This is a genomic window from Sorangium sp. So ce726 (assembly GCF_051521405.1).
GTDB lineage: Bacteria > Myxococcota_A > Polyangia > Polyangiales > Polyangiaceae > Sorangium.
Genome location: NZ_CP150349.1, coordinates 7,413,724 through 7,425,475 on the forward strand (window position 1 = coordinate 7,413,724; position 11,752 = coordinate 7,425,475).

8 protein-coding genes are annotated in these 11,752 nt (G+C 72.8%); 1 reads left to right on the forward strand and 7 read right to left on the reverse strand.

Features of this window, described 5'->3' with window-relative positions; translation table 11 throughout:
- Window positions 1-12: 12 nt before the first annotated feature.
- From WME79_RS27600 to WME79_RS27630, 7 genes are all read right to left on the reverse strand, one after another.
- Window positions 13-1,761 (reverse strand): hypothetical protein, encoded by a 1,749-nt coding sequence (locus WME79_RS27600; protein WP_437520662.1) that lies wholly within the window; start codon window positions 1,759-1,761, stop codon window positions 13-15.
- Window positions 1,758-2,150: a DUF4150 domain-containing protein gene (locus WME79_RS27605; RefSeq protein ID WP_437520663.1), complete on the reverse strand. Its 393-nt coding sequence runs from the start codon at window positions 2,148-2,150 to the stop codon at window positions 1,758-1,760. The genes WME79_RS27600 and WME79_RS27605 overlap by 4 nt, the downstream gene beginning before the upstream one ends.
- Before the next feature lie 50 nt (window positions 2,151-2,200).
- Window positions 2,201-2,926, reverse strand: coding sequence for a DUF3540 domain-containing protein (locus WME79_RS27610; RefSeq protein WP_437520665.1), 726 nt, complete (start codon window positions 2,924-2,926; stop codon window positions 2,201-2,203).
- Between the two features lie 190 nt (window positions 2,927-3,116).
- Complete coding sequence (locus tag WME79_RS27615; protein ID WP_437520667.1) at window positions 3,117-4,190, reverse strand: pentapeptide repeat-containing protein; 1,074 nt, start codon at window positions 4,188-4,190, stop codon at window positions 3,117-3,119.
- Complete coding sequence (locus tag WME79_RS27620) at window positions 4,187-6,859, reverse strand: DUF2169 domain-containing protein (RefSeq protein WP_437520669.1); 2,673 nt, start codon at window positions 6,857-6,859, stop codon at window positions 4,187-4,189. The genes WME79_RS27615 and WME79_RS27620 overlap by 4 nt, the downstream gene beginning before the upstream one ends.
- Window positions 6,860-6,865: 6 nt before the next feature.
- Complete coding sequence (locus WME79_RS27625; RefSeq protein WP_437520670.1) at window positions 6,866-9,301, reverse strand: type VI secretion system Vgr family protein; 2,436 nt, start codon at window positions 9,299-9,301, stop codon at window positions 6,866-6,868.
- A 351-nt stretch (window positions 9,302-9,652) separates the two neighbouring features.
- Entirely contained in the window at window positions 9,653-10,447 is a 795-nt protein-coding gene (locus WME79_RS27630) for an N-formylglutamate amidohydrolase (RefSeq protein ID WP_437520672.1), read from the reverse strand.
- Window positions 10,448-10,519: 72 nt separating this feature from the next.
- Between WME79_RS27630 and WME79_RS27635 the strand changes: the two genes are divergently transcribed.
- Window positions 10,520-11,665, forward strand: a complete 1,146-nt coding sequence (locus tag WME79_RS27635) for a hypothetical protein (protein WP_437520674.1) — start codon at window positions 10,520-10,522, stop codon at window positions 11,663-11,665.
- Window positions 11,666-11,752: the final 87 nt, after the last annotated feature.

The window sequence follows — 11,752 nt, forward strand, 5'->3', positions numbered from 1 at the left end:
GGGCGCCAGCGTTCAGCGCGATTGCAGGAAGTACCTGCGCGCGGCCTCGCAGAGCTCGGGCCAGCGCTGGGCAAGCGCGGGATCTGCTGCGAAGCGGCCTGCCCAGAAGGCGTCGAGGGCAGCGCGCGCCGCGGAGGTCGGTACCCCGTAGCGTGCGTTCGTGCTCTCCACGTAGGCGGGGTACAGCTCGCACGCGACGACGAGGCCGGCGTACTGGTTGAGCGTGAGCGAGGGTGGCGGGCGCGCGCTGAGCGGGTCGCCCGCGCTCGCGGGGGCCGGTGTGGAGGCAGGCGGGACACTCGGCGTGGCAATCGGCAGCGCGCTCGGCGTGGCGACCGGCAGCGCGCTCGGCGTGGCGACCGGCAGCGCGCTCGGCGTGGCGACCGGCGGCGCGCTCGGCGTGGCTGCCGGCAGCGCGCTCGGCGTGGCGACCGGCGGCGCGCTCGACGCGGCGACCGGCAGCGGGCTCGCCGTGGCAGCGGGCAGCGCGCTCGACGCGGCGACCGGCAGCGGGCTCGCCGTGGCAGCGGCCTGCGCGCTCGGCGTGGCCGCAACGGGATGACGCTCGTCGTCGTGGAGCGGCATCGCCTGGGAGTGGTGCGCGGGCGCCGGACCAGGCTCGCGCACCGGCTGTCCATCAGGGCTGGCGACGGGCTGAAACGGCAGCGCCGAGTCGAAACGAGTGACGGCTGGCCGAGAGCGCTCTTCGGAGGCCACCGGGATGAAGGGCAGCGCGGAGTCGATGGCCCGCGGCGTAGCCGGGAGCGTCTTGCCCAGAGGCTTCGACTCCGCGCCGCTCACCGGCGGCTCCGTCCGAGGAGCCGACGCAGGCGCGGGTGCAGGCACGATCGCGGGCTGGGTGACGGATTGGGGCGCGGGTGTGGACGCAGGCGCCGGGGCGGGCTCGGGCTCGGCCACCGGTTCGGGCGCGGCCACGGGTACCGCCATGGGTGCCGGCGCGGCGACTGCCATCGACGCGGGCACACCGACCGACGCCGGCGCGGGCACACCGACCGACGCCGGCGCGGGCACACCGACCGACGCCGGCCCAGGCACGCCGAGCGGCGCCGGCCCAGGCACCGCCGTTGACGCCAGCACCGCCATCGGCGCCGCCATCGGCGCGGGCGCCAGCACCGCCGCCGGCACGAAGGGCAGCCCCCCGCCCAGGCGAGACAGCGGCCCCTGCGCCTCGACCAGCGCCGGCGCGCTCGTCGTCGCGGTGACCTCCTCCGCTTCACGCTTCGCCGCGGTCGCCGGCACGAAGGGCAGCCCTCCGCCCAGGCGAGACAGCGGCCCCTGCGCCTCGACCAGCGCCGGCGCGCCCGTCGTCGCGGCGGCCTCCTCCGCCGCGCGCTTCGCCGCCGCCTCGTCCGCCGCGCGCTGCGCCGCGGCCCGCTTCGCCTCCGCCAGCCGCTCGTCGAGCGCCCCGTGCGCGTCCTTCAGCACGACCAGCGCCTCGGCGCTCTCGCCCTCCGGACCGAGGACGCGGCCGATCGCCAGGAGCATCTCCCGCGCAGCGCGCAGCGCCGCCTCGTCCGCCGCGCGGTCGGGCAGGTGCCGCCTCGCGAACGCCGTGAGCTCGTCGTCCTCGCATCGGACGAGATCCGCGAGCCGGGCCGCCACGCGGCGCCGATCCGGATCGGCGCTGCTGCCCGACGGCCTGCGCATCGCCGCGTCGAGCTTCGCGAGCGCCTCCGTCAGCGTGCTCTTCTCCGGCGCCGTCCCTGAATCCGTGGTGGACCCCTTGCTCGCGACCGTCACGGCGCGAGCACGAGGACGGTGGTGACGCTCGGCACGATGGCCATGCCCGGCGCGTTCGTGCTGTTCTGAATCGAGACGCTCGTCAGGCGCGTCATGGGCGCGCAGCCGACGATCACCGTGAAGGCCGCGGTCACGTTGCGCGACGGGCCCATCACCATCCCGGACGCGACGCCGAGCGCGACGCCCGGGTTGTCCCCCATCGTGAGCGGCGCGACCGTCAGCATGTTGTGCGCCGGCGCGCACGTGACGAGCACGTTCGGCACGAAGAGCACGCTCATCGGGTGGAGCGAGATGTTCGGGTACGGGATCGGCACCGGGGCCGGCGTCGGGGTCAGGCACACGTCCGGGAACGCCAGGCACATCCCCCCTGCGGTCGTCTTCGCGAGCATCGCTTTACCCCTCGTCGTTGCTGGCGCCCGCGGCCCCGCGGCGCGCCCCTTCAGCCGATCTTGACCTGCTCGCCGTCGAGCTTCGCGAGCGTCCGCGCGGCGACGATCGTGTTCTCCCCGCGGACCGCCGCGAGGCCCTCCGCGCGGAGATCGAAGACGCCCGCGCGCACCTGCTCGAGCGCCTCGACGAAGCGGAACGCCTGCTTCGCGCGCTGGACGAGCCGATCCGCGCGCGCCTCCATGCGCTCGGCGACGACGACGGCCTTCTGGAGGTGCGCCTCGAGCGACCGGCCGACGAGCCCGATCTCCTCGATCGCCGCCGCCGCCGCCTGCGCGCGGACCTGGAGCTTGCCCGCGAACAGCCCAACCTCCCTGGCGGCGGCGATCTCGATCTGGTCGCCGGCGCCGAGCCCGAGCCGCCCCGTCGCCTGCACCTTCATGTCGCCCTCGGCGACGATCCGCGTCGTCGCGCCCGCCTCGCCCTCCAGCACCGCGAGGACGAAGACCTGCTCGCCGTCCACCGCGCAGAGCACCCGATCGCCCGCGTCCGGCGCGACGAGGCAGCTCTTCGCGCGCCGCGCCGCGACCGGCCCGCCGCCGAGCTCGATCACGAGCCCCGACGCCGTGCCCCGGACGACGCCCGTCTCCAGCGACGGCACGCGCCGCGGCGCGGGCGAGCGCTCGATCGCCGGCAGATCCACCGCGGCCAGGAGGTCGTCCTGCGCGCTGTCGTCGTGTGCCACCGTCAGGGGCTCGCGGGCCGCCATGCTCTGCATCTCGGGTCTCCTCGGCCTGGATCCGCCCGGTCAGGACGTGCGCGCCGCAACGCTAGTTTCAATGATTTCACGGCAGGAATCAACGGGTTTCGTGGAACGCGGTCTCGCCCCGACATCTCACGGGTCGCGGCCGCGGCCTCGTGGTTACGCACGGTTTCGTGGCTCCGCACGGCGCGCGCAGCAGGCACGATCACGCGCGCTGCCCGTCGCGCTCGCCGCCGCGGCGCGGCTTCCAGTCCTCGAGCGCGGCGAGCTTCTCGTCGTCGCCGAGCCAGCCTGCGCCCGCCGGCACCCGCGCCCCGTCGCGGCGAGCGCGGTGCAGCTTGGCGCGGAACATCCCTGCCTGCGTGAAGTCCGCGCCCGAGAGATCGCAGTGCGAGAAGTCCGCGTACGCGAGCTTCGCGCCGACGAAGCGCGCGCCGGCGCACGACGCGAAGGCGAGGTACGCCTCGACGAGCTCCGCCCCCGAGAAGTCGGCCTCCGCGAGCGCGGCCCGCTCGAAGATGGCGTTCTGCAGCTTCGCCCGCGAAAACCGCGCCTTCGCCGCGTTCGCCTCGCCGAAGAGCGCCTGCGTCAGGACCGCATCGGAGAAGTCGCAGTCGGACACGTCGACCCCGGTGAAGTTGCACTGCGTCGCGTCGCAGCCCGCGAAGCTCGAGCCAGCGACGCTGCCGCGCATGAACTGCGTGCGGAACAGCTTTGTCCCCTGGAACGCCCGCGCGCCGAGCGCCGCCTCGACCAGCGTCGTGAGCGTCAGGTTCGCGCCGTCGAGCAGCGCGGTGCGCAGGTCGAGCTTGTACAACGTCGCCTTCTCGAGGTTCGCGCGAGAGAAGTTCGCGCCGCCGGCCTTGACCTCGACGAGGTTCGCCCGGTCGAGGTTCGCCCCCTCGAACGAGGCGCGCTCGAGCGAGCACGTCGTCCAGGTCGCGATGGGCGCCGCCGCGCCCGACAGGACCGCGCCCTCGAACGTCGACTCGATGAAGCTCGCGCCGATGAGCCTCGCCCCCGAGAGCGTCGCCCCGTCGAGGCGGCTCCGGAAGAACGTCGTCAGGTGCAGGTCCACGCCCGCCGCGTCCACGCCCGACAGATCGCACTCCGAGAACGTCGACTCCTTGACGAGCGCGCCCCGCATCGCGCGCGGCATGCGGACCCGGTCGAACACCGCGCCCGAGAGATCCGCGCCCGTCAGGTCGAGCCCGGAGATGTCCACCGCCTGGATCGGGTCCCCGTGGTGGACCTTGTCGAGCACCTCGTCGCGGTTCATGTCGCGCCTCCAGGGGCCGGCGCCGCCTGCCGGTCGAACCGGGTGAACTCGACGCTCGCCTCGGCGAACGTCGTCCGGTTGTCCCCGCGCGCGCGGCTGAAATCGGCCCGGCAGAGCTGCGCGCCCGTGAAGTCGGCCCCCGCCAGGCGCGATTTCGAGAGGATCGCCTCCGTCAGGTTGCACCCGCGGAGCGACGCGCGGTCGAGGTTCGTCCGGATCAGGAGCGCGTTCTTCATCACGGCGCGGTCGAAGCTCGCGCCCGTCGCGTCCGCCTCGGAGAGATCGGTCATCGTCATCTGGGCTCGATCGAAGCGCGCGCCGCGCAGGTCCGTCGTCCGGAAGCAGGTCTTGTCGAGCACGGCGTCGCGGAAATCGGCCTCCGGCAAGCCGCTCTTGTGGACGGCGACCCCCTCGGAGAAGCGCGCGCCCGCGAAGCGCGCCTTCGCCCCCGTGCAGCTCATCAGCGACGTCTTGTGCAGCCGCGCGCCCGAGAAGTCCGCGTCGTCGAGCTTGCACTCGAGCAGCGTCGCCCGCTCGAGGTTCGCCCCGGCGAGGTTCGCCCCGGCGAAGCTCGTCTGGAGGAACGAGCAGAGCGAGAGGTCCGCGCCCGAGAGATCCACGCCGGCCCAGCTCACCTGGAGGGCGTCGGCGCGCTCGAGCCGCGCCCGCTTCAGGCTCGCCCCGGCGAGCCTCGCGCCCATCAGGACGGCCTCGGTCAGATCGGCGTCGTCGAACACCGCGCCCTCGAGGTTCGCCTTGCCCAGGTTCGCGCCCCGGAGCCGCGCGCCCGTGAGGTTCGCGCCCGAGAGGTCGGCCTTCGCGAGCACCGCACCCTCGAGCACCGCGCCCGAGAGGTCGCAGCCGCGCAGGTCGGCCCCCTCGAGGAACGCGCGCGTGAAGCGCATCCCCCGCAGGTCGACCCCGCGGAAGTCGGCGCCGGTGAGGTCGCGCTCGTCGAGCGGCTCGCTCGCCTCGCGCGCCGCATCGACGACCACGCGCGCCATCTGCGCGGCCTCGGCGGTCATCGGCAGGGCCGCGGACCTCAGGTGAGCCGAGCCGCGGTAGCCCTCGCGCGCCGCCTGCTCGAGGCGGCGCAGCTGCTCGGGGAACCCTGGATCCGCGAGCATCGCCTCCAGCTCGAGGTTCGGCACGCCGCCGAGGCGCCCCGCCTCGGCCAGCTCCGTGTACTGCTGGAGCTGCGCCTTGGCCGAGAAGCGCGGCGGGCCGCCGGGCGGCTCCTCCCCGGTCTGGCCGCGCCGGAGCGCCTCTTCAGACACGTCCATCTCGGCGGCCTGCGCCTTCAAGCGCTCTTCGGCCTCCTTCTTCAGGCGCTCGGCCTTCGCCTTCTCCTCCTCCATCTTCCGCGACGCCGCGTCGAGGTAGGTCACCAGCGCGTCGAGATCGTCGACCGGCGGGGGCGCTTCCGCCTCCGGCAGCGGCGCGTCGAGGCCGAAGCGCGCCGGGTCGATGCCGTCCGCGAGGAGCTCCTCGCGGCGGCGCTCGCGCTCCCGCTCCGTGCCGCGCCGCAGGTTCTGCGCGGCGAGGTTCTCGCTCTTGAGCCACTGCACCATCTCGATCCCGGAGACGTTCGCGGCGACGCCCGACTCGCGCGGCGGCATGAGATCGCTGTCGCTGAGGGACGCGATCGAGCCCCGATCCTTGTCGATCCGCCGGGCGAGCGCCTCGCGGTAGTGCTCGATCGGCCGGGGGCGTCCGATCTCCTCGCAGGCGACGACGAGGTCGACGATCTCCCCGGCGTCGTCGTCGGCCACGGGCATCGAGCCGTGGAAGATCACCACGCCCAGGTTGGCCGAGGGGAGGAGCCACACCGTGTCGCAGCGGACGGGCAGCTCCTGGAACGCCTCCCCGCTCGCGTCGCGGCGGGTGACGAGCACGCGCGCGGCGAGGCCGGGGAGCGCGCCCTCGATGCGCGGGCGCGTCGGGTGCATGTTCTCCACGAGGAACGCCTCGTCGCCGCGGAGCGGCTCGGCGAGCCATTGATCGTTCGGCGCGACGTTGAAGAAGGCGGGATCGACGTCGGGCGGCAGGCTGGGCGCCCACTTCTCGGCGTAGTCCGCGCCGTACGTCCCTGCGCGGGCGCGGCGCTGGCCGAACGTCACGTCCATCGCGAGGAAGGACGCCGGGCCTGGCCGGTCGCCGGGCGAGCGGATCAGCGCGCCGTAGTGCTCCACGTTCGGCAGCGGCCGGACGCGCTGCCCGCCGCGCTCGACCTCCTCGATCCCCTTCCCGTAGGGGTTCGCCGCGTCCTTCGGCCCGCCGAGCGCGCGCGCCCAGTCGATGGGCATCTCCGAGAACGGCTCCGGCTCCGTGAAGCCATGGCCGCTCCAGTACCGGTCGCCCAGCACGGCCAGGCGCTTGTCGACGGAGCCGAGCCGCGCGCGGACGAACGACGCGCCGACGCGGCGGCCCTCCGGGGCGTAGCACCGGCCCGCGACGAGCAGCTCGCCGCGCGCCTTCGTGATGCCGTCGTCGAGCGGGAGGCCCCCGAGCTGCGCGGTCGCGGCCTGCCAGAACGTCATCTCGTCGACGAGCGCGCGCGGCGCGTCGAGGGGAAACGCGAGCATGGCGCCCACGTGGAACCTGGGGCGCCGCGCGACCTCGACGACGCGCGTGAGCGCCGGGACCTTGAGGGGTTTGACGACTCGCATCCGCGCTCAGATCTTCGTGAAGGCGCTGTTCCACGCGATGACCCCCGCGAGGGTCAGGGCGATGGCCTGCTGCTTCAGGTAGGTGCCGAACTGATCCATCTTGGCGGCGGCGTCCTTCTTATCGAACGCGAAGTAGTCGAGCTTGATCAACGACGTCTCGAGCTTGAGCAAGTAGGCCTGCTGGGCGAGCACGGCGTGGTCCGTCTTGATGACGCCGCTCGCGCCCTTGTAGAAGAAGAGCTCGTGCTTGTTCGGCGTGAGGTCGAACGTCAGCCCGAGCACCTCCCACTTCAGGTTGGTGGCCGTGATCTTCGCGTTGGGCGCCTTGATCAGGAAGTTCGTGTCGGACTTCAGGTCGACGTCCCCGCCGAAGTGGCCCTTCCAGGTGGTGGCGACCTCCGTCTTCCAGCTCTTGTAGTCGTCGAAGTTCTCGGCCGTGACCTTGTGCATCCACGGCCCGGTCACCGTCGACGACCCCTCCGGCTCGATCGTCTGCTCGAACTTGCCGTGGACGTCGTGCTTCATCCCGCCGCTCGTGATGGTCAGCGTCATCCCGTCGGTGATCGTCTGCTTCATCCCGCCGGCTTCCACGGTGTCCACGCGGCCCGTCTTGATCGTGGTCGTGCGCGTCGCGTAGTAGGTCTCCGTCGCCGCGCCGGTGACCTGGTACGTGTACGTCCCGCCGACGCCCGCCCAGAGGTTGCCGACCACCATGCTGAACTTGTTGCCGCTGACGTTCTCCCAGGAGTCGCCGCCGATCCATGAGCCGCCGTCCCCCGAGGTCGTCTCGAGATAGCTGAACGTGACGTCGACGAGGCTGCTGCCGGCGATGGCCGGATCGGCGTTCTCGGGGGACAGGAACGTGCCGGTCTGCGTGTCGCCGTCGCCCGTGTAGACCGAGCCGTGGTTGCCGCTCGGCGTCCCCATGTAGATGCCGGTGCGGTTGTTCGGCGTGTGGAGGAAGATGAACTCCTTGCCCTGCTCGTCCTCGAGCACGAGCTGGTTGCCGCTCCCGGTCCGGATGATGTTCTGGCTGAGGTTGCGCTCCGCGACGACGCTCGGCCGGTGCGCGTTGGGCACGACGCCGGCGATGAAGGGCCGGTCCGGGTCGCCGCCGAGGAAGGCGATCATCACCTCGGTGCCCTTGCGCAGCGGGAAATGGAAGCCCTCCGTCGTCCCGCCGTGGGGCTGCATCATGCGCACGCGCGTCGAGATGCGCGCGTCGGGCAGCCCGCTCGTGTCGAACTCGAAGCGCACGAGGTAGCGGCCGTCGGCGTCGATCTGCGCGTACTGGCTGTCGGCGGCGCCGCACACGATCGCGTTCTCGAACCCGTAGATGCGCGGCCACTGCGTCGCCTGCGGCGCGCGGAACTGCACGTCGGCCGGGATCGCGAGCAGCTTGATCGCGTAGATGTCCTTGCCCGAGAGCCCCGTCAGCCGCGCGATCTCGGGCGTGATCCCGGCGATCGACGCGCTGTGCTGCACCTCCAGCGCGAGCCACTGGTCGACGATGTCGGCAGGCTGATCGTCCAGCGAGAACCGGTACCCGGCCCGCGGCCCGAGCGCGTCGCCGCTCCCGCGCAGGGTCACCTCGCGGCAGCCGATCGACTGCGCGCGCACCTGCGCGAGGCGCTCGGCGTCGCTCTGCACGAAGACGCGGAAGCCGTACTCGCGGATCGCGCCCACCCCGTTCGCGGTGATGCTGCTCTCGCCCTTCACCGACGCGGACGGGTTCGAGTAGTTGTAGTCGGCGATGGTGACCGTCTTCGGCAGCCACTGCACGTTCTGCTCGATGTGGTGCAGGCCCGGCGGCGCGGTCACGTCGTCGCCGAAGAGCGGGACGTAGCGCACGACCCCGCCCCCCGGGAAATCGTCGTGCAGCCCGCGATCGTCGACGATGACGAGCACCTCACCGGGCCCGTCCTCCGGGTGCTCGAAGAAGTAGTAGAGGCCCTCGCGCTCGAGCCACCGGTGAAAGAACGCGAGGTGCGTCTCGCGGTACTGCGCGACGAACTCCTCGACCGGGTAGTCGCCGTCGTTGATCGAGAAGCGGAAGTCGCTGCCCGCGAGCCCGCCGTTCTGGAGCGTCGCCGAGAGGAACTCCTTGACGGGCTGGTTCGTGAAGACGTGGCTGCGCCAGAAGTGGCGCAGGAACCAGAGCTTCGGCACGAGCAGCGCCTGGTACAGCGCCCGCTCCGCGTTCTGGTGCAAGAGGCGAACGCTCGCGATGACGCCGTGCACGACGAGCGGGTCCTTCCCGTCGCCGCGGCTCGCGCGCACCGTCGCCCGCTCGCCCACCGCCTTGCGCACGTCGGTGCTCGTTGGGACGGAGAAGAAGAGCTCGAACTCATACGGCTGCGAGACGTGCTCGGTACCGCGGAAGCCGATGAAAGCGACGCTGGCGAGCGCCGAGCACGAGAGCGAAAAACCGTCTGGGCGCATGGAGAGCCTCCCCATCCCTGGCCTGGTGTTGAGGGCGGAATCTCCGTGCATCGTGTCGCGGTGTCAACGTCTGCATGCGCCACGAGAGTGCTGTGGAACAGCGGATCCGGTGGTGGGACGAGCGCGCACCTGTGCGACGTTCGCCGAGCAGCGCAGGCTCGATGCTGCGCGCCTGCCGAGCTCGTTGAGGTCGTGTGCCGCGCGCTCACCGCGCGTACGCCGCGCCATCACCGCGCGTGTGCCGTGCCCTCACCGCGCGCGCGCCGTGTCTGTGTGCGCCCTGCGCGCGTACCGTGTGCGTCCTGCGCGCGTACCGTGTGCGCGCTGCGGCCGTACCGTGTGCGTGCCGCGTTATCGCGCGGCTGCACTCGTGAGCGCGGCGATGACGCTGCGGGTAAAGCCCCGGAGGCGCGCGACATCGTCGGGACGGAGGGCGAGGGTGCGCGCGTCGCAGTAGAGCCTGCGGGCGATCTCGATCTGGAGCGCGTGGACCCCTTCGTCGCGGCGCGCGTGCCGCTCGATCGCGTGGCCGCCGGGGAACGGATCGTCGAGCGCGAGCGAGAGGCCGTGCGCGCGCGCGACCTCGGCGACCGCGTCGCGCGCCCAGCTCGCCGCGCTCTCGCCGCGCCGGGTCCCGAGCACGACATCGGCTGCGCCCGGGAACATGACGTCAGGGTACGTGTGCCCGGAGACGAGGATCACGACGCCGTGGCGCGCGCGCGCGTCGGCGAGGCGCGCGGCGACCTCCGCGTGGTACGGCTCGAACACGTCGCGGACGCGGCGCTCGACCTCCGCGCGCGGCGGCGGGCTCTCGAGCCACTGCTCGCCGCTCGCGGAGCGCCGCCGCACCTCCCGCAGCCCGTAGGGCAGCTTGTCCTCGTAGGGCGTGGGCACGCGCGGGGCCGTGTTGAGATCGATGACGAAGCGGCTCGCCGTCGCCACGACGAGCGCGGCCCCCTCGAGCGTGACGTCGCCGAAGAGCGCGTCCGCCGCGACGTCCGCGTCGGCCGTGAGGGCGCGCTCCGGCACGCGCGTGAAGCGCGCCGCGAGCTCGTCCACGACGAGGCTCGCGTGCGGGACCTCGACGACGATCGGCCCCGCCGTGTCAGGCTCGTGGACGCGGAAGGGCGGCGGCGTGGCAGGCATCGTTCCTCCGGAAGGTAGGCGCGCGCCGGGTTTTTCGCACGGGTGCGCCGGTTTGCGCTCTCATGGCGGGCCATGGAACCCCGGATCTGGCTGCTCGTGAGCCGATACCACCTCGACGCCGAGCTGTCGTCGCTCCTGGTGGACGGCGTCGCGACGGTCGGCTTGCTCGTCCTCGCGGCGCTCGCGCTCCGGCTCTCGCGCCGGCAGCGCCGCGCCGCCGCGCAGGCCGAGGCCTCGTTCATGCCCGGCGCCGCGCTCGCGCCCGGCGAGGCCGTCGTCGTGGGCACCGTCGAGCGGGAGCAAGGCGTGGACGTGGCGGTGCGCGTCGAGGTCGAGCAGGAGGGGTCCGAGTCCGAGACCTCCGGGATCTGGAGCCACCAGTGGGCCGAGACCGGCCGCAAGGTCCGTGTCCACCCCTTCTATCTCCGCCACGCGTCCGGCGCGCGCATCCGGGTCGAGCCGGGCGAGGACGTGAAGCTCGTCGACGTGCTCGACGGCATGATCCGGGTCGATCTCACCCGGCGCGTCCGCGTGGCCGAGCTCATGCCAGGCGAGCGGGTCTTCGCGATCGGTGAGCTCCGGCGCGCGCCCGATCCCGAGGCGCAAGCCCAGGGGTACCGCGAGCAGGCGCAGGGATACCTGCTCGTGCCCCTGCGCGGGGGGCGCATGCTCCTCTCGTCCGAGCCGCTCGGCGAGCGGTTCGCGCGCAGGGCGGCGTTCCACAAGCGGTGGGCCATCGCTGCGGCCGTCGCGTCGCTCGCGTTCAACATGGCGTTCGCGGCCTTCCACGCGCGCCGCTGGCTGGGGGAGACGGTGGACGTCCGCGTGACGCAGCTCCAGGAGAACGAGGACGGCGACCACACCCGCTTCGAGGTCACGATGCGGGGCGAGAGCGGCGCCGCGTTCTCCGATGAGGTGTCCCACGGCGCATTCGCCCGGCTCCGCGAGGGCGAGACGGTGAAGGCGCGCCATGTCCCCTCGTGGAGCTCAGCCAGCGCGATCGGCCCCGACGTGACGGCCCACTCCGTGGCCTACGCCGCCTTGCCGCTCCTCGGCGTCATCGCGCTCGCCTATCTCGCTCGCGCGCAGGCCACACGGCCCTGGTACGAGAAGAAGCTGATCGAACAGGGGAGCGGCAAGCTGGCAGAGAGCCTGTCTTCCCCGCAGCAGACCCCGAAGCGTCCGGAGGGCCGCCGCCGGGAGCCCACCTCTGGATGACGGACGGATCGAGCATCAGCAGGCGCTGCGCGTCCGACGACGGTCATCGAGACATCGCACCTGCGACCCCGGGGTCAGGATCGAGAG